At 53.1% G+C, this 25,401-nt stretch carries 22 protein-coding genes and 4 pseudogenes; 6 read left to right on the forward strand and 20 right to left on the reverse strand.

What is annotated here, in order from left to right:
• Positions 1-74: 74 nt before the first annotated feature.
• From SB725_RS09055 to SB725_RS09070, 4 genes are all read right to left on the reverse strand, one after another.
• On the reverse strand, positions 75-920 hold the full coding sequence (locus SB725_RS09055) for an amidohydrolase family protein (RefSeq protein WP_410921641.1): 846 nt from the start codon (positions 918-920) through the stop codon (positions 75-77).
• A gap of 28 nt (positions 921-948) precedes the next feature.
• Positions 949-2,238, reverse strand: a complete 1,290-nt coding sequence (locus SB725_RS09060) for an MFS transporter (protein WP_410921642.1) — start codon at positions 2,236-2,238, stop codon at positions 949-951.
• A gap of 133 nt (positions 2,239-2,371) precedes the next feature.
• A complete protein-coding gene (locus tag SB725_RS09065) occupies positions 2,372-3,103 on the reverse strand; it encodes a GntR family transcriptional regulator (RefSeq protein WP_410921643.1) in 732 nt (243 codons plus the stop codon).
• A gap of 269 nt (positions 3,104-3,372) precedes the next feature.
• Positions 3,373-3,738 (reverse strand): histone-like nucleoid-structuring protein, MvaT/MvaU family, encoded by a 366-nt coding sequence (locus tag SB725_RS09070; protein WP_410921644.1) that lies wholly within the window; start codon positions 3,736-3,738, stop codon positions 3,373-3,375.
• 241 nt (positions 3,739-3,979) lie between these two features.
• On the opposite strand from SB725_RS09070, the gene SB725_RS09075 reads away from it, so the two are divergent.
• A complete protein-coding gene (locus SB725_RS09075) occupies positions 3,980-4,282 on the forward strand; it encodes a hypothetical protein (RefSeq protein ID WP_410921645.1) in 303 nt (100 codons plus the stop codon).
• Between the two features lie 24 nt (positions 4,283-4,306).
• On the opposite strand, the gene SB725_RS09080 is transcribed toward SB725_RS09075, so the two are convergent.
• From SB725_RS09080 to SB725_RS09100, 5 genes and pseudogenes are all read right to left on the reverse strand, one after another.
• A complete protein-coding gene (locus tag SB725_RS09080; protein WP_410921646.1) occupies positions 4,307-5,287 on the reverse strand; it encodes a tetratricopeptide repeat protein in 981 nt (326 codons plus the stop codon).
• A gap of 416 nt (positions 5,288-5,703) precedes the next feature.
• A pseudogene (locus SB725_RS09085) lies at positions 5,704-5,994 on the reverse strand (energy transducer TonB); the annotation flags it as partial.
• 555 nt (positions 5,995-6,549) lie between these two features.
• Positions 6,550-6,996: pseudogene (locus SB725_RS09090) on the reverse strand (tetratricopeptide repeat protein); the annotation flags it as partial.
• 305 nt (positions 6,997-7,301) lie between these two features.
• Positions 7,302-7,457: pseudogene (locus SB725_RS09095) on the reverse strand (DUF4113 domain-containing protein); the annotation flags it as partial.
• Positions 7,458-7,471: 14 nt separating this feature from the next.
• Positions 7,472-7,777 (reverse strand): annotated as a pseudogene (locus SB725_RS09100) (LexA family protein); the annotation flags it as partial.
• A 348-nt stretch (positions 7,778-8,125) separates the two neighbouring features.
• Between SB725_RS09100 and SB725_RS09105 the strand changes: the two are divergent.
• On the forward strand, positions 8,126-8,287 hold the full coding sequence (locus SB725_RS09105; protein WP_410921647.1) for a type II toxin-antitoxin system CcdA family antitoxin: 162 nt from the start codon (positions 8,126-8,128) through the stop codon (positions 8,285-8,287).
• Between the two features lie 348 nt (positions 8,288-8,635).
• Here the strand turns inward: SB725_RS09105 and SB725_RS09110 are convergent, their stop codons facing one another.
• The 3 genes from SB725_RS09110 to SB725_RS09120 all read right to left on the reverse strand — a co-directional run bounded on the left by SB725_RS09110 (position 8,636) and on the right by SB725_RS09120 (position 10,819).
• Entirely contained in the window at positions 8,636-9,130 is a 495-nt protein-coding gene (locus SB725_RS09110) for a hypothetical protein (protein ID WP_410921648.1), read from the reverse strand.
• A gap of 781 nt (positions 9,131-9,911) precedes the next feature.
• Complete coding sequence (locus SB725_RS09115; RefSeq protein ID WP_410921649.1) at positions 9,912-10,370, reverse strand: hypothetical protein; 459 nt, start codon at positions 10,368-10,370, stop codon at positions 9,912-9,914.
• A gap of 41 nt (positions 10,371-10,411) precedes the next feature.
• Positions 10,412-10,819 (reverse strand): DUF6957 family protein, encoded by a 408-nt coding sequence (locus SB725_RS09120; protein WP_410921650.1) that lies wholly within the window; start codon positions 10,817-10,819, stop codon positions 10,412-10,414.
• A gap of 247 nt (positions 10,820-11,066) precedes the next feature.
• Between SB725_RS09120 and SB725_RS09125 the strand changes: the two genes are divergently transcribed.
• Positions 11,067-11,540, forward strand: coding sequence for an XRE family transcriptional regulator (locus SB725_RS09125; protein WP_410921651.1), 474 nt, complete (start codon positions 11,067-11,069; stop codon positions 11,538-11,540).
• 184 nt (positions 11,541-11,724) lie between these two features.
• Here the strand turns inward: SB725_RS09125 and SB725_RS09130 are convergent, their stop codons facing one another.
• From SB725_RS09130 to SB725_RS09155, 6 genes are all read right to left on the reverse strand, one after another.
• Positions 11,725-13,248: a hypothetical protein gene (locus tag SB725_RS09130; RefSeq protein ID WP_410921652.1), complete on the reverse strand. Its 1,524-nt coding sequence runs from the start codon at positions 13,246-13,248 to the stop codon at positions 11,725-11,727.
• The gene (locus SB725_RS09135; RefSeq protein ID WP_410921653.1) at positions 13,245-14,237 is read right to left on the reverse strand and encodes an AAA family ATPase; all 993 of its coding nucleotides are present in this window, start codon (positions 14,235-14,237) and stop codon (positions 13,245-13,247) included. The genes SB725_RS09130 and SB725_RS09135 overlap by 4 nt, the downstream gene beginning before the upstream one ends.
• 9 nt (positions 14,238-14,246) lie before the next feature.
• Positions 14,247-16,244: a hypothetical protein gene (locus SB725_RS09140; protein ID WP_410921654.1), complete on the reverse strand. Its 1,998-nt coding sequence runs from the start codon at positions 16,242-16,244 to the stop codon at positions 14,247-14,249.
• Complete coding sequence (locus SB725_RS09145) at positions 16,241-16,921, reverse strand: hypothetical protein (RefSeq protein ID WP_410921655.1); 681 nt, start codon at positions 16,919-16,921, stop codon at positions 16,241-16,243. The genes SB725_RS09140 and SB725_RS09145 overlap by 4 nt, the downstream gene beginning before the upstream one ends.
• 389 nt (positions 16,922-17,310) lie before the next feature.
• Complete coding sequence (locus SB725_RS09150) at positions 17,311-17,820, reverse strand: cupin domain-containing protein (RefSeq protein ID WP_410921656.1); 510 nt, start codon at positions 17,818-17,820, stop codon at positions 17,311-17,313.
• A 102-nt stretch (positions 17,821-17,922) separates the two neighbouring features.
• Positions 17,923-20,205 (reverse strand): heavy metal translocating P-type ATPase, encoded by a 2,283-nt coding sequence (locus tag SB725_RS09155; protein ID WP_410921657.1) that lies wholly within the window; start codon positions 20,203-20,205, stop codon positions 17,923-17,925.
• A gap of 280 nt (positions 20,206-20,485) precedes the next feature.
• Here SB725_RS09155 and arcD point away from each other — a divergent pair, with 280 nt between their 5' ends.
• Positions 20,486-21,976 carry an arginine-ornithine antiporter gene (gene arcD / locus SB725_RS09160; protein WP_032833480.1) on the forward strand — a complete coding sequence of 497 codons (1,491 nt, stop codon included), beginning with the start codon at positions 20,486-20,488 and terminating at the stop codon, positions 21,974-21,976.
• Positions 21,977-22,064: 88 nt separating this feature from the next.
• Positions 22,065-22,607, forward strand: coding sequence for an Hsp20/alpha crystallin family protein (locus tag SB725_RS09165; RefSeq protein WP_027923142.1), 543 nt, complete (start codon positions 22,065-22,067; stop codon positions 22,605-22,607).
• Between the two features lie 93 nt (positions 22,608-22,700).
• Here SB725_RS09165 and SB725_RS09170 read toward each other — a convergent pair whose 3' ends face one another.
• Entirely contained in the window at positions 22,701-23,627 is a 927-nt protein-coding gene (locus tag SB725_RS09170) for a universal stress protein (RefSeq protein WP_059182949.1), read from the reverse strand.
• A 224-nt stretch (positions 23,628-23,851) separates the two neighbouring features.
• Between SB725_RS09170 and SB725_RS09175 the strand changes: the two genes are divergently transcribed.
• Entirely contained in the window at positions 23,852-24,382 is a 531-nt protein-coding gene (locus SB725_RS09175) for a GNAT family N-acetyltransferase (protein ID WP_027923140.1), read from the forward strand.
• Between the two features lie 29 nt (positions 24,383-24,411).
• Here the strand turns inward: SB725_RS09175 and SB725_RS09180 are convergent, their stop codons facing one another.
• Positions 24,412-25,068 carry a c-type cytochrome gene (locus SB725_RS09180; protein WP_410921658.1) on the reverse strand — a complete coding sequence of 219 codons (657 nt, stop codon included), beginning with the start codon at positions 25,066-25,068 and terminating at the stop codon, positions 24,412-24,414.
• Between the last annotated feature and the right edge of the window lie 333 nt (positions 25,069-25,401).

Raw genomic sequence — 25,401 nt, forward strand, 5'->3', positions numbered from 1 at the left:
GCACTTCGAACGTTCTGTATGTATTCGTTTAAATGGGTGAGATGAATGGTCATCTGCAAATGCAGGCGTAAATTTCAGCTTTCGCCTTTTGCAAAACCGAATAACCTTCGAGGGGCTTGCACCAGCAACGAATAGCTAAGCTGCGTCGAACACTCCAGGGCTTGCAACTGATCGACTACGGTGCTGAAACCGATGCTTTGCTCATGCTGCGTATGCGGCCAGTCGCTACCCCACACCAACTGGCGAAGGCCGAAACTTTGTTCCAGCAGCGGTAATGCCATTCGAGCGAAATTGATGTTCTGTTGCGGCGTACCTCCCAAACGATAGATTCCCGATACCTTCATCCAGATCGAACCTTTCGATCCCAACTCCAGTAACTCGCAAAACCCGGGCTGATCAATGCCCGAATTGGCATCCGGCCGACCAAAGTGATCAATCACCAACTTCAAACCGAACGGCGTCAGTTGATGGATCAGTCCCGGCAGATCCTTTACCTCCCGATGCAACTCGACATGCCAGTCAAGATCAGCAATGTGGCTGAAAAACTCTCTCCAGGCACTGTTACGGAAATCAGGTAACGCCTTACCTATCAGGTTCAAGCGAACGCCGACCACGCCCAGATGATCCATGTCATTCAACATGGCCCGACTGACGCCTGGCTCCACCACAACCACGCCTCGCAACTGATCCGGCGCTTGCCTCAACGCCGCCAGCAAGTAGCTATTGTCGGTGCCGAGAAAGCTCGGTTGCACCAATACGCCATGACTCAGACCATGAGCGTGCAAGTGCGTCAGATACTGCTCAAGCGTGGCATCGTAATCAGGGGTATAGCGCCGTGCACCGACCAGATTTAGATCACGGCTAAACACATGAGCATGGGAGTCGATGCCGGTGATCGGCCTAGAACAAGTGTCAGTCATAGCGTTCATCTATAGAAGGTAAAGGGCATCAGGCCCGCGCACTCTCGTTGCCGTTGATCGTTGCTGGCACCGATGCACTTGAAGCTTCGAGGCTGCGTCCACGGGTTTCCGGCAGACAAAGTGCCGCGATCACCGCCACTCCATAGGCAATCCCCGCGTCGATACCAATCGCAGACCCAAGGGACATGGAGTCGCTCATGTGACCGACCAGGAACGGGAACACCGCTGAAAGCACTCGGCCAAAGTTGTAGCAGAAACCGACACCAGCACCGCGTACATCCGCTGGGTACAGCTCGTTGAACAGTGCTCCAAGGCTCGCGGGAATACCGGCCGCGAAAAAACCGAGCGGGAACCCCAGGAACAGCATCTGGGTATTGGTCAGCGGCAGGAATACATAGCACTGCACCGTGACGACGCAGCAAAGCGCGAACAGCACGATGTTTTTGCGACGACCGATACGGTCGATCAAAAAGCCGCTGACTACACACCCACACCAGAAGGCGAAGATGATCACCGCCAGGTAGCCGCCGGAGTTGAGTACGGACAGATTGCGCTCAGTCTTGAGGAACGTTGGCAGCCAGGTCATCACCGCGTGGTAACCACCGTGCGCACCCAGCCCCAACAGACCACCGAACAGCGTTACGCGGATCAAATCGGGGCGGAAGATGCCGGCCAAGGATTTGAAGAAACTTTGCGGGATTGCGTTTTCTTTTTGCAGACGCTGGAAGCTGTCGGGCTCCTCGACATTACGACGCACCCAGATAATCAGGAACGACGGAAGCAGCCCGACCAGGAACATCACGCGCCACGCCATGTCCTGAGGTACAAAGGAGTAAATCAGCGTGAATACTCCCACCGCCAGCCCCCAACCCACGGCCCAGGCGCTTTGCACAGTGCCCATGACCTTGCCGCGATATTGAGGGTTAATGGTCTCAGCCATCAGCACTGCGCCGGCAGCCCATTCGCCACCAATGCCGAAGCCCTGGAGTGCTTTGACGATCAAGAGCTGATTGAATCCCGTCACAAACGCGGAGAGAAAGGTAAAAAAGGAGAACCACAAAATCATCCACTGCAGCGTACGCACCCGGCCGTAGCGGTCGGACAACGTCCCCCCTACCCAGCCACCGATGGCTGAAGTGACCAGAGTCACTCCGCTGATCAGCCCCGCGTCGCCCTTGGTCAGGGCAAAGGCGGCGATCAAAGCCGGAATCGCCAGGCCAAACATTTGTACTTCCAGTGCATCGAGCGACCATCCGCCGAAGCAGGCCCAAAACGTTTTGCGCTCCCGAGGAGTGACTTGGCGATACCAGCTAAACATGATTCTTATCCTTATAGGCGGAACGTGAGGCAGCCGAGAGCGAACCGCACCGCTACAGGGCCAGCTTTGGCAAACAAACAGGAATCCGGCGGCGACCTACTCGCCGCAGAACGATCCGCTACGCAGGCATGCGTTAGCGAATATCCACGCTGTAGCGGAAGTGCTCCGCGTGCCCGCGAGAGCGGCGCCATTCCAGTGGTGTACCGGCGTAATCCCGGGCCAGACGCTCTATCACTACCACCGGACTGTTTACTGGCACCTGCAACAATCGAGCATGCAGGTCATTCACCGATTCAGCGGTCAGCGTTTCTTCGGCCGATGCGACAACCTGTCCGCACAGCTCTTCGTAGATCGGATAAAGCAGCGGCCCTTTGCGACTCAGATCGATCTCCAGAAGCGGCTGAAAGCGGTTGCGGGGCAACCAGATTTCTTCGGCGAGCACTGGCTTAACATTGAGCAGACGCACACGGACAATACGAATTACCGGTGCATCGACGGGCAACCCTAGCGCTTGCGCTACGGCCGAGGGTGCGGCAACTGGCTCGATCGAGAGGATGCGGCTCTCCGGTACCTGACGCTCACCCGAAGCAGTTTGGAATCGAAAGAAGCGGAACAAAGAGGATTGAAACTGCGGTCGGCGAATGAAAGTCCCTCGCCCCTGCTGACGCTCCAGGATGCCCTCACTGACCAACGCATCAATCGCTTTGCGCACCGTTCCGGTAGACAGTTGGTACTCCGCTGAAAGCGCAGCTTCGGTAGGAATCGCCTCACCAGGACGCCAACGATTTTTGGCGATCTGCTCAGCCAATTGGTCACGTAGGCGTTGATAAAGCGGCAAGCGGACATCACTGGACAGAGAATTCATCGACTTTATTCACCTTGTTATCTAGTCATCTATATGAATCTTGTGGCGAGTATTTCCTCAGAGAACTCGCCTGTCAAGGAGGGTCGCGGCGCCTTGCTGACGAATGGTGACTCCTTGCCCAGGGATCCCCATGCCAAGCCAATTCTTTGATTCTCAGTAACGGGCTTTCCAAAACCACTCAAAAAGCCGAAGCAGATTTCGCGTTTTAACTGTCTTTACACAGGCAATAAAAAAGGCCCTTTCAGGGCCCTTTTATACTCAATCCGAAATCACTTGCTCAGCCAGGATTCAACCTTGTCTGCACCGTATTTTGCTTTCCATTCTTTCAGGATTTTGTGGTTGCCACCTTTGGTTTCCACGACTTCACCAGATTCAGGATTCTTGTAAATCTTCACTTGGCGAGGCTTGCGGCTGCCCGCTTTAGATTCGGTGGCTGGAGCGCGGCGACTAGCTTGAGGATCAAGCAAATTGACCACGTCTTTCAAGCTGTAACCATATTTGGCGAGCAAAGCGCGCAGTTTCGTTTCGAATTCGATTTCCTGTTTAAGGCCCGCATCCCCTTTTAAAGTTTCAAGTGTTGCGAGCTGTTCGGCTAGATGTTTTTCAAGTTGACGGTATTCAGCGAGCTTGGACATGGAAAACCTCTTCTGGATTAATGCTCTAACGTTACACCAAAAAGAGATACTTGCATCAATCACCAGGCCACACGGCCGCAGATATTTAATTTGAATCACACAGGCAGCACAAGGTCGCCTATCAGGAGAGTTAGAAGACTGCATCCCGGACACAATTAACCTCGAACAAACTTATGCCGTTCACTACCATATGGAGTTACCTTGGATCACAGAGCAGCTGCTTTTTGACGACCGTGTGAGCATGGACGATTTTATCGATTTGTTGGGAGACACTCGCCGCGGGAGTACACGTGAAAACGATCTGCACATCGACCACATCCAGCCTTTTGTGCGCTTGATCACGCGTGAGAATTTTGAGATTAGCGAACGCAGGAACCGGATTATCCAGCTGATTGATACCATGGTCGGTGAAGGCTCGGAGCATGAAGACATGAATGCTGAAAAACTCAAACGGGAGTTCAAGCGCAACAAGGTGCCAGAGTTCACTTTTAAATACTTAAAGCGCGTGAAAGCCGCAGTGCTAGAAGAGGCGATTGGCCTATGAATTTACGCACTCAGGTCGGGCTAATCAGCTTTCCTCACCATAATCGTCGAACATTGGAATGGTGCCGATCCTTCCATCCATTTCTCTAAAATGTGCTCCGTCGTTACCGCCGAGATAGTCTGAGTTGGAAATTCTGGAGTTTTCAGCAACGTGCTGATCAGGTCTAAAGACCAGATCACGCTCCATTTCCTTTGGCACCCATCCCGTCCCATCACATTTTCGGCAACCAGCCCTGACACCGCCGTCTCCTGAACAGCGTGGACACAAAGCTAAAGACCCCACGGTATTGCGCACGGGATAGTCAAGTTCCACTGATGGCAACGGCAGCGCCGGGCACGTGCTTTTTGTAATTGGTTTTTTCGGCTGGCGAGGTTGATTTAGATTTGGTAGAGGGCGGTGGTACTCACGTTGGTGACTTTTAAGGATATGCCTGGCAATTTTAACCCCGCAAGTCGGGCAAGGAATGGTGTCCCCCTTAGGCATTTCAGGCGGAAGATCGCGCCTAGCTACTGCGGACTTGCGAATTTGAAGTTCTTTTTTGAGGTCGCCATTTAGGGTCTCCGGGTCAATGCCCTTGAGCAGTTCTGGCGATGCGGGACGTATCCCGCTGTCAAGTAGGTGCTGGAACTTGAGCTTGGCTTTGATGTGGCCCTGATCAGCAGCCTTGCTGTACCAAGCCGCTGCTACCTCTAGGTTCTTCGTGACACCTTTGCCGGCAGCGTAAAGGACGCCGAGGTTGTGTTCAGCGGCGCACTCACCCTGCTCAGCAGCCTTACGAAACCATTTAAGCGCCATTTCGAATGACTGTGGTACTCCGCTGCCGTGCACGTAGCTGACCCCCAGGTCACATTGGGCTTCGGCATGGCCCTGCTCGGCAGATTTCCTGTACCAGATAGCCGCGAGCACATCGTCCTGCGTAGCATTGTCGCCATTCGTGTAGCGCACGCCGAGGTTATATTGATCGATAGCGTCTACAGGGTCATCAGATGGACTAACTGAACTCATTAATAACCAATCCTTAGTGGTTAATGGTGATGACACAGTCGACATCTGGAATCTGATCAAGCAGGAATTCTTATCGAGCTGTCCTCATCCCCCTCGTAAAAACTGGAGGGATGGTACTCCCTGATCAGTTTGAGCCGGTTTGGCAGCGGGCAGTGAAAGGTGCCGCCTTGGTGCGACCCTATGTCCTTCCCGCGATGCTTGCAGCGGTATTCCAGCCCTTTCGCCCGCTTGAGGTTCACTTTCGTCTACCATATCACCCTCTCCCCCAGTCCTTCACAGTGCCAAGTCGCGAGAAGTGGCTTGATCTGCAAGATCATATTGCCACCATTCAGCATGGTCTGAAAAAGCGGGCTTCACCATTCAAACCAAGCTCAGCTGACACCTAGACGGTGCGATCTTCCAGCCAGCTTCCATGACTAAAGGTCTAGATTCTCAGGGGTGAAGGTCATTTTGAAGGAACGGTAAGCTGCGATCTCACTAGGCTTGAGACTTTGCATTTCTGCCAGCCGCCCAATATTTTTTAAAGCCGCTACAGCAGACGCATCGAACGGGCCATCACCACTGGACTTGGCCACGCTAACCGACGCCACCGTACCATCCGGCAACATGCTAATTTGCAGCACGACGATCATGCCTTGTCGTGCAGACGGTGGGCGCGCCCACCCTTCAGCTACTCGTACCCGGATCAGGTCATCGAAGCGGCTTGCATCAGCGCTTTGCTGCATAGGCGAAACGGATCCGTCGACAGCTTTCTGCGGATACTGTGCCGCAGCAACTGACTGCTTAGGCATGCCTGGCTTCTGGCCGGCTGCTGCAGAATCGAAAGACACGCCCATTTTGATCAGCTTGTTTTTGACAAAACCAGTCACGATATCGTCGTCCAGGCTCTCTGGCGACTCTCCAGCAAGCTTGGCTTCCAAGATTAATGTTTTTTGATTTTTTTCGGTTTGCTCAAGCGTCGCATTCCCGATCAAATACTGAACCATGATGTCAGAGTACTTGTCCGCCAACCTGTAATTGGCCTGGCTCGAATAGCGGTCAAACTGATCCTCTGTCATGGGGCTTCGTTTTAGATCCGCTATTAACATGACTTTCATCAAATCCGGCCCCTTGGCACCAGGGGAGGAATATAAATCCTGCTCTTGTTTGGGCGCGCCAATCGCATCGAGTTTTCTTAGTTCTCTGTCCACTACCAGCGCCGCTTCTGCAGCCTGTTTGGCTATCTCTGGCTGCGAGCTAGCTTTGGCCAGATCAACAGATCTGTGGAACCAAAACGCCGCCTGCTTATAGTCAACCCCGACCCCCTCGCCACGGGCATAGCTGGCTCCGAGATACAGACAGGCTCTGGCATCACCCTGTTCAGCCGCTTTTCGGAACCATACCAGCGCCTTGTTATAGTCCTGGGCGACACCCTGCCCAAGGGCATAGGCCGCTCCGGCGTTCGTCTGAGCTGGAGCAAAGCCATGTTCTGCGGCTTTAAAATTCCACTCATTCGCCTTCTGTTCATCCTTCACGACACCATTGCCTTCGCGATACAGGACGCCGAGAATGTTCTCGGCCTCTGGCTGCCCCTTTTCAGCGGCTTTGAGTGACCAGTTAAGTGCCTGACTGTAGTTTTGCGGCACGCCATCACCCAGGTAGTAGGCAGATCCAAGCTTGGCCTGGGCTTCGGCATCCCCCTTCTCAGCCAATTGACGCATCTTGATCATGTCTGGCGAAGCGCAGACATAGCTGGCCGACTGAAGCAGGCAAAGAGCAAGGAAGAACGAGCGTGCAAAGCGCTTGAAAAGAGGTGCTGTCTTAGATTGAGCCGTCGAGGTAGTTAGAAACACGGACAAGTCCTTCTGTTTTGTGAATCAAATTAAATGGGATGCCATTGAGGCTGATGTTCTCACTGCGCAGAGCGTGGGCCTGCCTGGCGGCATTATGTCAGCCCTGACGTGAACAGAAAGCTGGTCACCAATACTCCCTATGCTGATTGGTACCTTTCCATCCAGCATTCGTAAATGTGTACTCACTTGCAGTACACAGTCCAAAGCTGATCAACACGCGTCGTAAAACTCTGACTCATCATTTCCCTGCGCATCCCCCAATCCGGATCAGTCGGTACACTCGCTAGACGCATCGTCCCCCTGCCCCACCTGCCATTGATGGCATCCAAAACCCCCATCACTTTCTCAGTAGCTTGCAAAGGCGCTTGCACACCGGCTCGCAGTTCACTGCCGCAATCACGATGTGGCCGTGATCAGCGGTAATCGAGCGATCAACCACAGCCATATCGCCATCGAAGATCCCGGCACCTTCCATGCTGTGGCCTTCGATGCGCACTAGGTAAATATGCGGTGCTCGAATGTCGAACAGCTCGTCGATGGAGATGTGTTGTTCAAGGTGATCAGCCGCAGGGGATGGGAAGCCGGCTGGGACTTTGAACGAGTAGAACGGGAGCTGGACTCCCCCTCCTCCTAACGGGCCGATGATTGTGACGCTCATGGTGGGTGCCTTAACCAAAACTGTATATACATACAGTTAACGTCGAAGCTTGCTTGCGGTCAATCTCAAGCGAGGAAAATTACGACCGATGGATTCACCAGGAGCAATATCTTCAGGTTGACCAATTGCTCATGAGGGCTGAACCCTGACCGCCTTTCGCTGTGCCGTTGACCTTGCTGCAAGTCGCTTCTTCGCGTAAGCGGCTAGGTGGTTTTCAGGATGCCTTGTCTTGTTTGAAGGTGAAGTCAGCGCTACGACTTTGGATGAGCACACCAGTGCCGGGACTAGGAAAATGGGGTGTTTGCTTAAGGGTTACTCTTATGATCGCGACCGAACGGGAGACAACCCATGCACACTCAAGAGAAAGTCCTCTTGGAGCAGGCGCTGGCCGATGCCCTAAAGAAGCAACAGGGCGAGCAATGGCTGGCAGAGAACAGCGAAGCCGTAAATGCCTACAACGAAGAAGTGGAAGCCCACGGCGTGTTCAGCGATCACGTACGGAGCTTCTGATGCCTGAGCGAGTTTTAAAACTCCCCAGAAACGACCGTTGCCGAGACTTAGTAGTCGTTTGTCATCAAGGTAAGAAACCTTCCCAGGGCCAGAGCAGCGAGTCTGTAAGCTAAGGCGCCCTAACCCAAGCCAGGGGAAGGTTGATCTAAAACGAACGTAAGCAAACCCAATTACCCACCCATTTACACCCATTTACACCCAATTAATCTCTCCGGGGGAGGCTCGTTACGTGTTGAATAGCTGAAACACTTGTGGATCCGCTCCACAAGTTTTGACTCAGGACACTTAGCCTACCCCCCTCTTCATCGTCATCAAGAGCCATCTAAAATCCTCTGCATATTTTCTAACCTATGACTTTCTACGAGCTGAGGCCAGGCCGTTGTAAAGCAATGCAAGGATGCGTGCGTCCAATAGGGCGTGATGTGGCAGGTCAGGGAGCTCCACATCTTGCAGGGCGTCGGTGTTTGCCTCGCTGAATAGCGTGGTGAGGTTAGTCGGCCGGTTAATGACATGTGCTGGCCAGCGGTGATCCACATATGCCAAGTCGCAGAAAAAATCCCAATCCCAATCCGGGGCGTCCGTGCATATTTCGAGCATCTCATCGAAGCGCGCGAGGAAATCGTTCAGCGATACCTGGGCCTTCGCAAAGGTCTGACCATGTAAGACTAAATTTAGCTGTGGGAGTACGTGCGCGATGACGAATTCACTGCAGTCAGTAATGCCATAGGTATCCAATAGCTCGACGTAAAACTCTTGACCTGACTCAGCCACCAACGCTAAAGAGATGAGCTTGGTGTCGTTGTTGAGTTGCGAGAACTCACAGTCCAGAAAGAGCTTCAACATTGATGCTCATTCATCAGAATCGACTTTTTGTCTCACATCGAATCCATTGAATTCGCCGAGGTGAATATTTCGGCACGGCGTTAACTCTATGTACCCGTGTGCGATTAGGTAATCAGGAAAATCAGACAGCAGAGAGTATTCGTCCGTAGCCTCAGAGGTCTGAGTTTTGTATACCTTAATCGCCTCAAGAAGGTCGAAATCTCGGAGGGATTTGAACGGGCCGCAGCGACGGTATGACGCAAAGATGCCGTACGATAAGCTGAGTGGCTCTCCGTTCCGAATAAATAGTCCCATATCCCACCTCCTCAGGCTTCGCGGATCATTCCGATAGACGCCCCTAGCCACCGGCAAGCTTTCTTGAGCGTCGTCCGCAAAACCCGCCCGATTAGTAATAGTATTTAGTTCGTCGTTGAAAGTTATTAAAACTAGCTCTACCGTCGTCTCGCTTGAACGACGCAACGACGTATCGGGAATCCAGAGTGGTCAGCACCCAAAACCTTCCTTCTTTCTGCACATAACGGATATCACTGGTGCGCAAAAAACGTCCGTCAGCGTACCGCCCGTAAGGGCCCTGATCTACGTGGCCATAAACAACACCCACGGCTGATTCTGCAGCCACGAAAACATCACTGAGGTAAGCGGTGATAGGCCTCTCGTAAGCGTGCTTGCGTGCACGAATAATTCTGCGCAGATGAAAATCCGATAAGCGCTTGGAATGTAGCTCGACTTCGGTACTGTCACTCACTGACCTTCTCCAATGCCATTTATAAGCTCACGAGGATTAAGCGGGCTCAGAAACTGGATTTGCTGTTGTTTTGCAATAGATTTTCCGGACGTTGGTTAACGATTTAGGGTCGAAAGAGCGTACGTGAGTGTCAGCGTAAATCTTGCCGTCTTCGACCTCGAGTAAACAGACCACCGCGCCAATTCCGTCATAGCCAATGGAGACCGCATTAAGTGTTTCCAGTCGCCAACTCTTACAACCGGTCATCCAGGGAGGAATGAAGCCTTGAATTTCAGTAATGACATAGTCTTCATTCTGCGACTCAAGAACCTCAAGCAGCCGTGTCTCGTCATTCAACATCTCAATCATGTTTACGAATCGACCGTCGTAGCGCCCTTTAACGCATACGTGGTACCAGTGGATATTCAAAGCTCGCGAAATGCCATGCCAGTGAGCGAGGCCCTCCCCGAACATACCTGGCACTCCCTCAATGTCTTCGATTTTGGTTCTGAACATTTTTGTCTCAGGTGGAAATCATTGCCTGGGCAACGCGTCGTCTAAAAGAAAGAAAAAATTGTTTTGAGGCTCGCTGGTTTTTCGTGGCCGCCTCCACACAGGACATACACACTGTTTCTCGTTTCGAAGAAGAATCCTTCCTCAAACGAAATCGCAAAAGTGCTGCGCATCCAGTCCCCGACATCAAAACGACGCTGGCTGTCGAAGCGCACATTGTGAGCAAACAAAACCAGAGGTAGCTGTCCAGCCGCGTGAATTTTTTGTAGTTCGTCTTCGGTGACTTCAGCTCGAAAAATCGTCCAGTCCTCTACTAAGCAATACGGCTTGCGCGGATAGAGAGCCTGCACCAGCCCCATCAGAATTTCATCTGAATCCACGACACCTTGGCGAGGTACACCAGGATCGCCATCGAGTAGCTCCCCAGCACCTTCGTTTTTATGCGTGCTCAATCTCAAATCTCCGTCAATACATTTGCTGGCTTCGTCGAGTGATGACCACCCGAAGGTGCTCTGTAACTGTGGGTACCCATCACGGGTATCGCGGGTTCAACGCTGCTTGAGAGAGATCTGGTGGTGCACCAATACCCTCTATCCAATGCGAACAACCCGCTCAGACCCCGACAAAACGGATAATACACTATATTGACGTTTATTCGTAATCCTCAGTTATGGCTATATCCTGACTTTTGAGAAAGTCATGGAACTGAGAACCGCATTTGCTGGCGTACTTCGGGCGCTCCGCCTCGTCCGGCGCGCCAAGTACGCTGACGTCTCGGATGCGACCCACCGACGTAAAGTCAGTGCTCTCGAGAACGCACAGACCAGCATCACCGTCGAGCAATTTGACGAGCTGGCGCAATCCCTTGGCCTCGATCCGATAGCGATGCTTACCCTTTGCATTGCCCTACGCCAGGGTGAGCAGCCACTCACCGTAATTGGCCGTGCACTTACCGACGTGGCGACCTTCGAAGCTGAGGGTGGCATGAAGGTGCTAGGCGAACAGTTCGATGCTGGCGGCAACCTCATAAAAAGAGGGCGCGGCAAGCCGCTAAACGCAGATAATGAGCGAGCGGTACTGGCACTCAAAGCAGAAGGTGCGACGCAGCAGCAGGCAGCGGCGCAGCTGGGGCTGGCCTTGACGTCGGTGAGGGAGTATTGGAGGAAGAACTGATGATCAGGAGTTCACTTCCAGGTAAATGATCTCACGCTTCAAAATCTGTTGTGTTGCCCCTAGTGGTAACTTGATCAAACACTAGGCTTGAAGCTTGCTAAAATTCCCTCCAGCCAGGCTTCGGATGCACGGAAGCCTGGGGATTCCAAGCAGACAGTGGGGAGGCATTGGGAGTGACTCACCGCTACAGATCGAGACGGCGGTTATTGTTTGCTCCCAAGTTATGCAGCGCACAAAGAATATTCTTGTTGTTACTCAGCACCCAATAGGGATAGCGCCCTAGCCACACATTCAGCGGATACCTACGACGGATAGCACAGTCGGGGATGCTTCTTGCGAGTACAATCTCTGGATCCTCCATGAACAAGATCGCATCCCAGTAGATATAGTCTCGGTAACGGCGCGCGGTTTCGTAAATCATCGGAGCGACAAAGCCAAGCAGACTGCCGTCATGCCTGTAACTCAGTACAAGCGTGCGACAATTTATTTCCCTAAAGTGGCGAAGTATGCTCCACATCTTGTAAAAGTTGCCAATTAACTTATACATCCCTAGCTCGCACTCGCACTGTAGGGTTTCCCCACGCCAAGCACAGCATGTTGCGTACGAATCCAAATGGCTTGTTTTTATATGCAGCAAATCCCAAGGCGAGACGTCCCAGCGCCGAGAAATGACAATCAAGTAGGCCATCACACAAGGGCATACAGTATTAAGATTGAAGGCATACCAGTTCTCCGAGGCCGTACGAACAAGACGCGCCAAACACTTTCTATGATAGCGTATATAGCGACGAAATATATACCTACGAATAGACTTGATGGTTGATACTGAAGCCTCGATATCAGCTCGTGGCTGAGCTCCCCGTAGGCTTTCATACCACGTGATACATTCGCCGCTAGGAGAACTGAGAATGTGATAAAAAGGCTTTTCCCAAGCGAGCTTTGAAAGAGGAATTTTCAACATTGAAACTGGAGCATCAACATTAGTTGAAAACTGTCCAGGCGATGCACGATCTGCCAGGAATTTGAAGACGACTTCTTTGTCTTGTAGCTTTGACGGCTCCGCCACCACTACCTCATACATGTCCTGCCCTATAAGTCGCGAACCACGCTCGCTCCAATCCTTAAGTTCATTACACCAAACGACTACCTCGACATGGAAATCTTCAAGCGGCACTTCTGCCGATAAGACATCAAGGATTACCCCCAAGTGCTCACATTTCTCTGCGGCAGCTGCGATCCCTTTCTTTCCGCGCCATTTCTTCGATAACACATCCGAGCATTGCTGGCAGTATTCAAGGGCTTCATTATGCCAAGGACAATGCGTGATGTGTTCAAAGTAAAATATTACCGAATGGTATCCCAACTTAATGCATTTAGGGCAGTGTCGAATTCTGGGTCGAGGCCTCATTGCTAGGGTTTCACACTCTGAATCTTCGGGCAAAGGAAACCAGCCATCTAAAAACGAATATTTAAGCTCGTTACGCATGAGACCACATGCGTCTTCCAGTCCTGAATGAGGTACCTGAACACCGTCCCACCAACGACCGAACTCCTCGGGCTCGCAGCCATCGACCTCCAAAAGTTCCCGAATCTCATGAAAAGCGCGAATATGGTTCCATTTCATCACATGGAGAAATATCAGCCAGGAAGAGGTGTATTTGAACGGAGGCCTAAGAAAGATTAGATGAACTGGTTTCAGCGGTTTCATAACACGCCGCTCTGTTTGAGAATCTCTACATAGCTGCTCAGCCGTGACTCTGTCGTGGCAGACTCTATAATTTTTTGGGTCACAGTAAACTGCGGGGCGTCTCGCTTCATGGAGCGAATCAGAATAAGCCTGAAAACCTCAAACACAAATGCAGTGGGAAGCAGAGGAAGATTATATTTTTTCACATCCTCAGACATCACCTGATAAATGTCTAAGGCCGTGCTGGCAAGCCGAAAGCCAGCGGCATAAGCTTGCGGTAGAAAAAACTGAGTGTAGGTGCAACTGCTTCCGGCGGGATAAGTAAAATCTTCATCGTACCCTTTCATAGTTTCAGTCATCCAAGCATGGTCTTTGCAATACGGCAGATCCAATACTTCACTAAGAAACCGGGCAGTCAACTCCGCACGCTTCTGCTTTTGAAGCAACTCAATGGCAAAGCTAATTTGTGTTTGGCTAAATCCAATTAGCGTAGTGTCAATATGAGCTACAGCTAGTTGATTTTGGATATACTGTAGTTGCTCAAAGTCTTCTATCGTAAGCGTTTGAAGCTCATCTAAGAATAGAACCCAGTGCCTCCCCCCCCTATTTCGCAGGGTGCTTTCTATGTCATTCAGTACATCTACTCGCAATATCCCGATATCTATTCTCTTAGGCAGTCGAAAACCCAATGACCTGGCCAAACTCTTGACAATATTCTCCCGACGTTTCAGATTACCGTTTGTATCCGCGGAGACGCACGTCAGAAATCTGTCCTTGAATGCAGGATGACTACTCAGTGCGCTGATCACGAAGTTACATGCCGTAGTTTTCCCCATCCGGGGGAAAGCCTTAAATACTAGGCACGTCTTATGAAGCATTACACTGTCCATGACTATCCCGAGCACCTGCGGCATGCTAGGAGTGAGTGCGACATAGTTCTTTGTCACTAACGGGTGGTTCCACAGGAGCGTCTCTTGCTGCTCGACGTCGTAAGGGTCATAAGTGTTCATAAGGCCCTCTTAGAGCTTTTTGACCAATTCGATGAGGTCTAAGCTGCTAGGTGGAACAAGAAACTCGCGCTCGGGTATAGGAGCCTCTGGAGTCAGAGGGGGGGCTGGCTGCTGCTGCGCTACAGGTTGAGCATTATTCTCAACTTCGGAAGCACTACGAGATTGCTCAGTTCTCAGCCTGTCGAGCTCCGATGCCGACCTTCGATCTTGCTTGTTACTCGCAGCAGCTGCTTCCAGTTTTGCTTCCAGATGTCGCTTGTAGGTCGCACAAATGTTAACACCACTTGTACGAAATATGACCTTCCGACACAGCAGTGAGTTGATCTTGTCACGGGTTCTAAGGCTATGAGGGAACTCTGCCCAGTCCCCCTGTACTGTGAGAGGCCCTATAGGTGCGCCATTTTCCAGAAACCCTTGAACGACTCGAATGTCGGACTCGTTGACTTCAATAATTATATTTCCCCCAACGAGATCGGGACTATCCATCAACTTGGACGAGGTATATCTTGCTCTCTTAAAATTAATATAAGGTCGATGGCCATCTTTGGCTCCACCTTTGACTGTCCGCGGTAGCTTCACGCTAACAACCCCCAATGATTGACGCATATCAAGTGGTGGTCGCCTCGGAATATAATGTTCCTCACTTACCAACTGTGTGACCGCTTCAAGTGAGGACATACACCGCAGGCCCTCGGTCGGCTCCGCATTCAGGTTAGCGAAGAACGCGTAGACCAATTGATCGAGTTCATCACTGGTGACCCGGAACTGAATAGCAGCTAGTTCGGGATCAGCGGCTCTGCCTTTATCAGGGCCTGCACCTGTAGTGTTTGGAAAGCGTTGAATTAAATCCGCAGCCACTCGCTTAAATTTATGTTCGATGTTCGGTCGTCTTTCCGGGCGGCCAGGCACACCATACTCATTTATGCATCCAATTTGCTTTCGGAGCTCCCCACTTACCTTATTAGCCAGGTGGGCTAGCGCATTATCGAGTCGAATTATCGACGGCTCCACCTGTGTCATCTCAGGAATCACCTCTGCGGGAAACCCCGCACCCGGTTTTATATCCAAATCCTTGATTGTAAACTCGGGTATCGGGAGCTTAGCGCTAAGCATTTGGCGTATTAGTGCCACGACATCTTCAGCAGTCACGTCGTCACCATGAACTACATAAAACCAAAGGACTGCCGAGGTCAGTGACTCGACTGCTGCAAGGAGGTGCAGTTTTTTCAAGATGTGATAGGTTTCAAACCCATGTTCATGTTGAAGTATCAAGATGAATAATGCATCGAATGCATACGAATCAATCTCAATAATCTCCATCAGCCCCCTTGACTTGGTCAATGAGGAATGCCCCGTACCGACAGGTATATGCGCTATCGCACCCCGATCACCAGTAATATGAACAGCCCTCTCAAAATTTTGATCTCGTACTTTGCTCACATAGGCCGTCAGGGTTCTAATGCCGCGATACTTTGTGTTAAATGGCCACTTCGCTGTCGGGTGCCCGTTGTCGTTTAGAATTTTTATAAAGGCAATGTGAAGATCTGTAGGCCGTATTTCGAACTGCACTTCTTTATTTTTTCCTTTGGGCTTCCTCTTCAAGATAAGATCTTTAAGTTTTGACTCAAGTTTTGGGTAAAGAGAGAAAGTCGCCCCTAGAACGCCCGAGAGCCCAGCGCCCGAAGGCCAGAGGGACGCATCTACTTCCTTCGTACGCCTGTAGGATTTTATTGCAATATGAGGCAAGAGTGCGCGGTAACCATAAACAGATCGATCAGGTGCTAACAACAGGCAGCGCTTTATCATTTTCTTTAAGTAGCTGCCATCTATGTTGGTGGCATGCTTGATGGATTCGATCGTACTTCCATCCATGTACATCTCAAGCGCCTGTTTCCTGTGCCGGTAGATGTAGGCAGAATTCGGCTCCAAAGATTGCACAGAGACTTCTTCCCAAGGCATCGTGGCCTGGATAAGATCGATGATTTGCGAGCGAGAGCGTCTGCTCATGGTGCGCGCCACATGGTGTTGTAACCAAAGCCGTTTTTGCCAACCTCAACCATCACAGATCCAGCAATGATCAATCTGCAGATAACACCTAGCGCGATGGCTTGATCTGAGATATCCACGTCATCAAGGAGAGACCGAATCGTCCCCTCCTTCTTCAACTGAACTTGGGTACCCACCAGCTCAGTTTCATGGTCAAGTACGTAACTCCTCACCTGCGATGCCATAGCAATCACTTTCAGCCAGAAGCCCAACTGATAGGCGACTAATGCGAGGTGGGCGAACGTAATCGAAACGAGCTGAGCGTGGCGAACGACCTGATCAGTGAGGCGATAACGAATGGGTATTGATTTGAGATCTGGGTCGAGCTTCTCCTCGGCGTCTATCTGATGGAGCGCGAACGAGCCATCCCGGCGCTCAACCCATATCCCTCTCAGCTTCGTAAAGTCATCGGTGTCATCCGCATTCAAGCTGATGTCGACATCCTCATCGAATCTGTAGGCCAGCACGCTCGAGCTCGTCTCAAGCTCAGCAGCCCAATGAATGATTTCCAGGTCGCCCAGGATGATGAGATCAACATTCATTTTCGGGCTATAGGCCATCCAGAGACTGCGGTTGTGGCCGCTCGTCTTCCTACTAGCCATTAGCTGCTTTCGGCGGTGACCTTTCATTGTTGCCATCGGACTGGATCTCGCTGGGTGCAGGGGTTCGAAATCGCTTCCCAAAATTTTACTACGACAGACGGCGCCCTCTAGGACTTATTGGAAACTTCAATCAGCATACAAAGATCGGTAAGATATAAAGGTTAGGTGGTCTCAATGATTTTATGTGCCACCCGCCTTGTAATCTGCATTATTATGTGAATTTTATTGGTTAGTGATTCCCTATGGATACAATTACTTCTTAGTGATGCTATAGGTACGGAATCACTTCCCAATATTAGAAGGAACTTTGACCATATCGACTGAGCAATCGCGGAGTGGATTTTGTTAAGCTCTTGATTAGGCTTGCAACTGGGCGCTATGGGGATAGGGTCATCGTTTCTTCTGAGTACTTTCACCTCAAGCCCTTATCCGCGTGTAAGCCTTTCTATCAGCATCGAATACTCAGGAAACCGCTCACTGAGCTTTTCTCGAGCACCCAATTCCATATCCGCGTAATCAAACCCGGGCGACACCGCTTCACTGATCAAACCGAATCCTGCCGATCCCTCTACAAGCCGCGAAGCTTTCCAGACGCCGCCAGGTACATTCAGCTGCAAACATTCTCCTGCGATGACATCGCTACCCATCAAGACAGTCTTCAATGTACCGTCCGGAAAAATCAGCGAGTACTCGATGGCGTCACCCAAATGGTAGTAATGAACGATATCGGACTGGTTGAGATGAAAATGGCCAACGGGAGAATCTTTCGTTAGCAGATAGAAAATCGACGTCATTCGGTAACGCTGGCCACCGGTTGTTGTGACCATGCTTTGATCGTCTGACTGATACGTTCTGCGGTAGTAGCCGCCTTCCAAATGGCGCTCCAGATCGAGCGCTGCGATCAGGTCTTCTATCCTGGGTGTCTTTAAAGCCATTATGGAACCCCTATTTAGCGTTATCGACGTATATATCTGCATGTTTGCAGTATTTAGCGACATAACTCGACTAAATACCCATTTAGTCGAGTTGGCAACCTTCTAGCGCCCGTCCAGATAACGGAACAGTTCCTCTTCCTGATCAAAGTGCAGTCGCACAAGGGTATCCAGACGGATCAGCTGATGCTGAATCTCATCAGCAGGCGTTGTCGCAGGGTCGGCGCTGAAGTCGCCGCTCATGCGCACCAGTAAATGGATGAGGCGAAAAATCTCTCGATGCACGTGACTCATGGCCGACATCGGGTCCTCCCCCGGCCTGCTTTGCGTCAGCAGCGGGTACAGTGTGTTTTCATCTTCGTGTTCATGCTGCGCCAGTGATGTTTGCAGCTTGTCGACCAGTTCCTGCAAGTCTGTCTGTGCTTGCGCAAGTGGGCGCTGGGCAAAGTCGCTGGCCAGTTGGTGCAGATCGCTCAGCACGGTGGAGAGTTGCTGGTGTTCGTCTTGCAGGTGATCGATGTGCTCTGCGGTAAGGTCTCGTTTCCTCAACGCCCATAACGGCCCCAATGCCCGCAAGGCGTTAATGATGATCGCGACGTCGATGCCCTCCTGCACCACGGCGCCAATCAGCGGCGGCAAGTAGCCAAAGGCGGCTGCCGCCATGGCCAGCAATGACATTCCCATCCCGACCAGCACACCTTGGCGTGCGATGTAGCGGGTTCGTCGGGCAATGTCCAACGCCTCGACCAGGCGATCCAGACGATCCACCAACAGCACAACGCCAGCGGCTTGCGCAGAAGCCGTGGCACCGCCCGCCCCCATGGCTACGCCGACGTTGGCCGCCGCCAGCGCCGGGGCATCGTTGATGCCGTCGCCGACCATCAGTGTGCTAGCGCGCAGGCAACCTTGCTGTACGGCACGCACTTTATCCTCGGGGGTCAACCCGGCACGCAGCTCGTCAATCCCGGCAGACAGCGCAATCATCTCCGCGGTTTCCAGGCGATCCCCGGTGAGCATGACGATCTTTTCGATGCCCCTGTTACGCAGTCGACGCAGCGTCTGCGGTGTTTCGCGTCGAACTTTGTCCGAGAAAACCAGCAGGCCTGCGAGTTTGCCATCCACGTCGATGAAGCTTCCACTGCACGCCAGGTAATCCATGTGGCGCAGCATGGCGGCGACCCAGTCGGTTTCAGGGGGCGCTTTGTGAACAAAAGACAATGTGCCGAAACGCACCTGCACGCCATCGACGCGCCCACAAAGACCAGAGCCTGGGCTTTCTTCTACTGTCTGCGGGACGCTGAGCAGCAACTGGCGCTGATGGGCCGCTTCAACAATTGCCTGGGAAACAGGATGCGTCGAGGCCTGTGCCAGCGAAGCGGCCAGGGCAAGCAGGCGCTGCGGATCGCCCAGTCCGTTGACCTCTATCGACTGCAGGCGCGCATGGCCGCTGGTCAGCGTGCCGGTCTTGTCGAGAAACACTTGTTTGACCCCGGCCAGCGCTTCCACGGTCGCGCCGTCCTTGATCAAGATCCCGCGCCGCGCTGCCCTCGAAATACCCGACATGAAGGCAATCGGTACGGCCAGAATCAAAGGGCAAGGTGTGGCCACCACCAGCACGGCCAGCGCGCGCAAAGGATCGCCACTCAATTGCCAGGCCAATCCGGCGATCAGCAATGTCAGTGGGATGAAGAACAAGGCATAGCGGTCGGCCAGGCGCACGAAAGGTGCGCGCGAACGACGTGCCTCCTCGGCCAGCCGCACGATGCCCGCGTAGGTACTCTGCGCGGCCGTTCGCGTGGCGATTAGCAGGATGGGCGCACCGACGTTGGAAACGCCGCTGGGCAGTTGCTCTCCTTCTCGACGGGTGACAGGCAGCGACTCACCGCTGAGCGCCGATTCGTCCAGAATGGCCGCAGGACTTAGCAGCCGACCGTCGACCGGGATCACCTCTCCCATCCGCACCAACAATGTTTGATGCAGCTGGACCTGCTCAACCGGAATCTCGCGCAAGCCGCCCTCCTCCTGCAGCCAGGCAAAACGTGGCGCCCGGTCGATGAGCGCACGAAGCTCACGGTCAGCGCGTTGCTTGGTGAAAAACTCCAGGGTCCGTCCAGTCGCCAGCATCAAGGCAATCACCGCCGCCACCAGTGTCTGGTCAAAGACCAGGGCGGCAGTGATCGACAGCAGCGCGATCAGGTCGACACCGGCCTCGCGCCGGGCCAGGCGCCTGACGATTTCAACGAGCAGTACCGCAGACATCACCAGACTTCCCGCGGCCCAACACCTCGATGCCCAATCAGGTGCTTGCGCAACATACGCAATGCCGCCGGCCAGCAGCGTCAGTGCGGTGAGCAGCAACAGAACGGGGTCCAGCCACTTACTGAGCATTGAAGTGAGTTCCTTAAAAGCGATGTGCATGCCTCGCTGTAAAAACATCTGTCGTTCATCGAGGTAGAGCTTAGGACTCGAATGCCTTTCGTGTCCCCGGGGCGCCGCAATTTCGGCGTTCGATACAACACAAGTCATGGTTGTGCCCGGGCAAATCGGGTGTTTGCCGTCTTTCTGATCTAAATCAATCAGGCGTTGGACGGACACGTAGACATTAGAGTCAGCATTCGCACGCATCGCATTCGATGTGTGCAGAAACTCTCGTTTCGTGGAGGCTCCCATGGCTACGCACCTGCAAGGCACCCAACCGGTCATCCCGCCGACTGCCCACCCACTTGCAGGCAGTTTGCGAAAGGTGGAGCCCAAACGCTTGTCCTTGAGTTTGCTGATTGCGCTGGTGGTCGGTTCGATGATCGGCAGCGGCATTTTCAGCCTGCCGCAAAACATGGCGGCCAGTGCCGGCGCCGGAGCCATTCTGATTGGCTGGTTGATCACCGGTGTCGGCATGTTGTCGCTGGCGCTGGTTTATCAAACCTTGTCCAACCGTCAACCGGCTCTGGATAACGGTGTGTTTGCCTATGCGCGTGCCTTGGGTGGCGAATTCCTCGGGTTCAACTCAGCCTGGGGTTACTGGATCAGCGCCTGGATCGGCAACGTCAGCTACCTGGTGATTTTGTTCGCGGCGCTGAGTTATTTCTTCCCGCTGTTCGGTGAAGGCAATAACAAAGCGGCGATTGCCGGCGCGTCCGTGGTGCTGTGGTCGTTGCACTGGATGATCCTCAGAGGGATGCGCACTGCGGCCCGGGCCAACGCGTTGACCACGGTAGCCAAGATCGTACCGTTACTGCTGTTTATCGGCCTGGTGATCGCGGCCTTCCAGCGTGAAACCTTCACTGTCGATTTCTGGGGCTCGCCCGCGCTGGGCAGCACCCTCGATCAGGTCAAAAGCACTATGTTGGTCACCGTTTGGGTGTTCATCGGGATCGAAGGCGCCAACGTGTTCTCCGCCCGCGCCGCAGAACGCGCCAACGTCGGTCGCGCCACCGTCATCGGTTTTGTCATCACCCTGTTGCTGTTGATTGCGGTGTCGCTGCTGTCACTGGGCATTTTGAAACAACCGGAGTTAGCCGCCCTGAAAAACCCTTCGATGGCCGGCGTACTTCAGGCTGCCGCCGGGCCATGGGGCGCGGTGCTGATCAGCATCGGCTTGATCATTTCGGTGGGGGGCGCCCTGCTCGCCTGGACGCTGCTCGCAGCGGAGTCGGTGTTCACACCAGCCAAGGAAAAGGTGATGCCAGGTACGCTCGCCGTGGAAAACACCCAAGGTGTACCGGCCAATGCACTGTGGATCACCAACGGCTGCATTCAACTGTTCCTGTTACTGACGCTGTACTCGAGCGCCACTTACCTTGCGCTGATTTCCCTGGCCACCTCGATGATTCTGCTGCCCTACCTGTTCAGCGGTGTGTATGCGCTGAAACTGACCTTGCAGGGCCAGACCTACGCCGGCCACCGCGCCTTGCAACTGCGTGACATGGCCATCGCCGCGGTCGCGACGCTGTATTGCCTGTGGCTGCTGTATGCCGCCGGGCCTAAATACATGTTGCTCAGCGCTTTGCTCTACGCCCCCGGTTCGTTGATTTACCTGGCCACCATCAGGTCTCGCCAGGGACAACCGCTCAGCGGCCCTGAGACCGGGCTGTTGATCATTATCTGGACGGCCGCAGCCTTCGCCGGCTGGATGCTGTGGTCCGGGACACTGGCCTTGTAAGGTCAGTATCACGTGTTTGTTCTGTCGTGGTGGACCGCCAAACGGGTGTTCGCGATCCATCTCTATTACCCAAGAGGAGGAAATCAAAATGAGCAACAGTGAAAAAAAAGTACCGGTTCATAGCGACGACAAAGCCAGTCAGCATCCAGTGACAACAGACGTCTGGCGCCCCCTGGAAAAGCTTCGGCAACAGGTTGATCACCTGTTCGAAGACTTCAATCGCGGCTCGGGGCTGTCGCCATTCGGTCGCGGGCTGTTTGATGTCGAGCCGCTCTGGCGACGGGAACTGATCGGCCATAGCCTGCCTGCCGTGGACATCTGCGAGAAAGACAAAAGCTACGAAATCACAGCTGAGCTGCCCGGCATGGATCAGAAAAACATTGAGATCAAACTGTCCAACGGCAGCCTGATCATCAAGGGCGAAAAGAAAGAGGACAAGGAAGAGAAAGGAAAGGGTTATCACCTCAGCGAGCGTCACTACGGCTCCTTCGAGCGGGTGTTCAACTTGCCCAAAGGTGTCGATGCCGAGAAGATCGACGCGAGTTTCAGCAAGGGAGTGCTGAGCATCTCGCTGCCGAAAAAGCCCGAGGCCATGAAAGCGGATAAAGTCGTGCCAATCAAAGGCGAGTGAGTCCCAGGCTGCCCTGCCCCTGTCGGGAAACCGGTGGGGGCTTATTTATGTTCATTGCAAAAGACTGAAACAAGGCGCGCGTTAATGCTGCGATCACAAGTTTTCTTCGACGCAGGAATTGGATTGTCTGACCGCCAGAATGCTGCCCTGCAACGAATACAGCGCGCGCTCCATAGTGCTGCCGATGAATCGATCAGTGCCCACCCGATGCACGGTGCCCATCACCACGACGTCAACCTGGTAATCATCGACAACTGCACTGATCACCGGCATCGGCAGCCCCATGAAAAAATGCCGGCGCTCTGGAGCAATGCCATAGCGCTCAGCCAGGGTGTTGAAGGCCTGATGAAGGGACTCTCGCAACCCATCCATGAAGGCCACATTCCAGCCGCCGGTGATCAGCGGCGTATCGCCATTGAATGCAGGCGATAAATCATAGGCGTAAAGCAGGTGCAGCGATGCGTCGCATTGCACGGCCAGCGTATGAGCTGCCTGAATAATGGCATCGTTCACATCATGGATTTGTGTGACCGTATCAAACAGGTCCACAGCGGCGACGATCCGATGAGGCAACTCATGATGGACCTGGTTGACCAGGTGCAACGCAACGGGACATCCACGCAGCAAATGGTAATCCAAAGGTGTAACGAACACCCGTCCAAGTACCGGGTCTGCCGTGACATCCTTGATGACCAGGTCGGGCTTGAGCGCTTCTACACATTTCAAGATGTCGAGCACTGGATCGCAGGTAAAGACAACTTGCACGTTCACCTCTAATCCCTGTGCATTGAGACGCTGAAGTGTCTGGTCCCTCCAGTGGAGATAATGGCGCTGATATCGCTGATCCCCCTCCTCGTCTCTGTTCTCTTCCCACACTGGCGCCATGGGCGCCGGTTCTATAAAGGCTCGTACATCCAGCATGGCTCCACTGGCCCTGGCCAGGGCGATGGCACGTAGCAAGGCTGGGGCCTCTTTCAGGTTTGGGTTGGCGATCAGCAGCAAGCGTTGATAGTGGGCCATGACACACCTCCTCTACACACCGGCCCATAGCGTGGCCATGTTTAAAGACTGCGCTTGTTGCGCCCTTTGCCTGTTTGATTTACATCAAATCCAGGCAATTGAGCGCGCTGTCACAAGAGAGCTGATCCAGATCATATTCAGGCGCAGTCAGCGGAGTAGAAAGAAGTGAATCGCGAGATTTGCCACTGCGCGCCAACCTTTGAAGACGGCTGGAGGATCGCATCATGATCACTGTCAAAGACCCTGATGATCGGGCCTCTGAAGCCTATTCCAAAGTCACTGGGAAATACTGGATCGAAGCGCTCAAGGATGGTCGTCACGTGTTGATCCGGCAACTGACGGAAAAAGACCGCGAGCGAGAGTACAGCTTCATCAAACAGCTGTGCCCTGAGTCCCGGCACATGCGCTTTCTCACGCAGATCAACGACCCCGGGAACAAGCAGTGCCTGGCATACATCGCATTGGTCCACGAAAATGGCCAATTGATCGAGATCGGCGTCAGCCGTTATGTCGCCACGGGCGAATATAAGTGTGAATGTACGGTGACAGTCGCCGATCAATGGAAGCATCTGGGGCTGGGGACGCTATTGATGGCACATTTGATCAGGGCCGCGCGCAAGAACCGTTTCCACCAGATGTATGCGGTCGACGCCTCCAGCAATGCCCCGATGCGCGAGCTGGCCAGATCCCTGGGCTTCGAAACGCGCAACGATCCCTTTGATACCCGTCAGGTGATTCACGGCCTGTACCTGTAAAACGACTTGAGCGCTGTCAGCGAAAGCCATTATTTTTTTGCCCCCAGTGTTGCCATGTAATGGGCGACAGATTCGGCATCCGCATCCGACAGTGAATGATGTTGCTTCATCAGGGCGTCCCGGGGGCGCAGTTCGGTCTGTTGAAGCACCTTGATCTGGCGACTCATATAAGCCGCATGTTGACCCGCCAGGCGGGGAATCGGGCCATCTCCCTGACCGTCAGCACCGTGGCACGAACTGCACTGCGCGACGCCCGCCCCAGGCAAGCCCTGGCGAAAGATCAATTCACCGCGGGCATCGGGTGTGTCAGCATCCGCCTTCATGGGGCTCTGACTTGAAAAATAGTCGGCCAGTTCGGCTATCTGGGTCTGCGTCAGATGGGTAAATCCCCACATGTACTGAGTCCCGGTTTTATCACTGCGTGCATGGTCCTTGAAGTCAGCCAACTGCAACTTCAGGTACTCTTTTTGCTGCCCGGCTAACTTGGGAAACAATGGCGAGAAGGACTCTCCCGTCTGTCCATGGCATTGGGCGCAAACCTGGTCGTTCATGACGATACCGGACATGGGCGAGGTTGTTTGCGATGGCTCTTCGCTCGTACGGGTACACCCCATGAGCGTTGCCAAGCAGAGGGCAAGAGCAAGATGTGATCGGTTGAAAAAACTCTTCATGCCAAATGCTTCCATGATCTACGCCCCTGTGTTCAGCGGATCAATACGCGTCCTTCACCTGCCGTTCAATTCCCTCTGCTGATGACAGCCCTAGGCTGGAGCCTAGCTAGACGCAGACCATTTACAAGGTCAGAGCAGAATGAGCCTTGCGAGCCTGCATTCAGAATAACGCCCATCGCGTCAGGTCATATTCGGCAATCAGCGAATACTGGATCACGACACCTTCTCTTAAGGCTTTGCACCCTTTATTGACGAAACTCAATTGTTTATCTGGAGCAAGGTGTAGGAATACTCAAACAGGTGATGAAGCGACACAAAAGCTTGCGTTTAAACACAATGTGTCAAGGA

The sequence above is a fragment of the Pseudomonas sp. SIMBA_041 genome (genome assembly GCF_046535095.1).
Taxonomy (GTDB): domain Bacteria; phylum Pseudomonadota; class Gammaproteobacteria; order Pseudomonadales; family Pseudomonadaceae; genus Aquipseudomonas; species Aquipseudomonas mucoides.

Excerpts from the sequence above, each read along its gene's own strand:
- SB725_RS09055 (WP_410921641.1), bottom strand. The coding sequence starts at position 920 with ATGACTGACACTTGTTCTAGGCCGATCACCGGCATCGACTCCCATGCT.
- SB725_RS09060 (WP_410921642.1), bottom strand. The coding sequence starts at position 2,238 with ATGTTTAGCTGGTATCGCCAAGTCACTCCTCGGGAGCGCAAAACGTTT.
- SB725_RS09065 (WP_410921643.1), bottom strand. The coding sequence starts at position 3,103 with ATGAATTCTCTGTCCAGTGATGTCCGCTTGCCGCTTTATCAACGCCTA.
- SB725_RS09070 (WP_410921644.1), bottom strand. The coding sequence starts at position 3,738 with ATGTCCAAGCTCGCTGAATACCGTCAACTTGAAAAACATCTAGCCGAA.
- SB725_RS09075 (WP_410921645.1), top strand. The coding sequence starts at position 3,980 with ATGGACGATTTTATCGATTTGTTGGGAGACACTCGCCGCGGGAGTACA.
- SB725_RS09080 (WP_410921646.1), bottom strand. The coding sequence starts at position 5,287 with ATGAGTTCAGTTAGTCCATCTGATGACCCTGTAGACGCTATCGATCAA.
- SB725_RS09105 (WP_410921647.1), top strand. The coding sequence starts at position 8,126 with ATGCACACTCAAGAGAAAGTCCTCTTGGAGCAGGCGCTGGCCGATGCC.
- SB725_RS09110 (WP_410921648.1), bottom strand. The coding sequence starts at position 9,130 with ATGTTGAAGCTCTTTCTGGACTGTGAGTTCTCGCAACTCAACAACGAC.
- SB725_RS09115 (WP_410921649.1), bottom strand. The coding sequence starts at position 10,370 with ATGTTCAGAACCAAAATCGAAGACATTGAGGGAGTGCCAGGTATGTTC.
- SB725_RS09125 (WP_410921651.1), top strand. The coding sequence starts at position 11,067 with ATGGAACTGAGAACCGCATTTGCTGGCGTACTTCGGGCGCTCCGCCTC.
- SB725_RS09130 (WP_410921652.1), bottom strand. The coding sequence starts at position 13,248 with ATGAAACCGCTGAAACCAGTTCATCTAATCTTTCTTAGGCCTCCGTTC.
- SB725_RS09135 (WP_410921653.1), bottom strand. The coding sequence starts at position 14,237 with ATGAACACTTATGACCCTTACGACGTCGAGCAGCAAGAGACGCTCCTG.
- SB725_RS09140 (WP_410921654.1), bottom strand. The coding sequence starts at position 16,244 with ATGAGCAGACGCTCTCGCTCGCAAATCATCGATCTTATCCAGGCCACG.
- SB725_RS09145 (WP_410921655.1), bottom strand. The coding sequence starts at position 16,921 with ATGGCAACAATGAAAGGTCACCGCCGAAAGCAGCTAATGGCTAGTAGG.
- SB725_RS09150 (WP_410921656.1), bottom strand. The coding sequence starts at position 17,820 with ATGGCTTTAAAGACACCCAGGATAGAAGACCTGATCGCAGCGCTCGAT.
- SB725_RS09155 (WP_410921657.1), bottom strand. The coding sequence starts at position 20,205 with ATGCTCAGTAAGTGGCTGGACCCCGTTCTGTTGCTGCTCACCGCACTG.
- arcD (WP_032833480.1), top strand. The coding sequence starts at position 20,486 with ATGGCTACGCACCTGCAAGGCACCCAACCGGTCATCCCGCCGACTGCC.
- SB725_RS09165 (WP_027923142.1), top strand. The coding sequence starts at position 22,065 with ATGAGCAACAGTGAAAAAAAAGTACCGGTTCATAGCGACGACAAAGCC.
- SB725_RS09170 (WP_059182949.1), bottom strand. The coding sequence starts at position 23,627 with ATGGCCCACTATCAACGCTTGCTGCTGATCGCCAACCCAAACCTGAAA.
- SB725_RS09175 (WP_027923140.1), top strand. The coding sequence starts at position 23,852 with ATGATCACTGTCAAAGACCCTGATGATCGGGCCTCTGAAGCCTATTCC.
- SB725_RS09180 (WP_410921658.1), bottom strand. The coding sequence starts at position 25,068 with ATGGAAGCATTTGGCATGAAGAGTTTTTTCAACCGATCACATCTTGCT.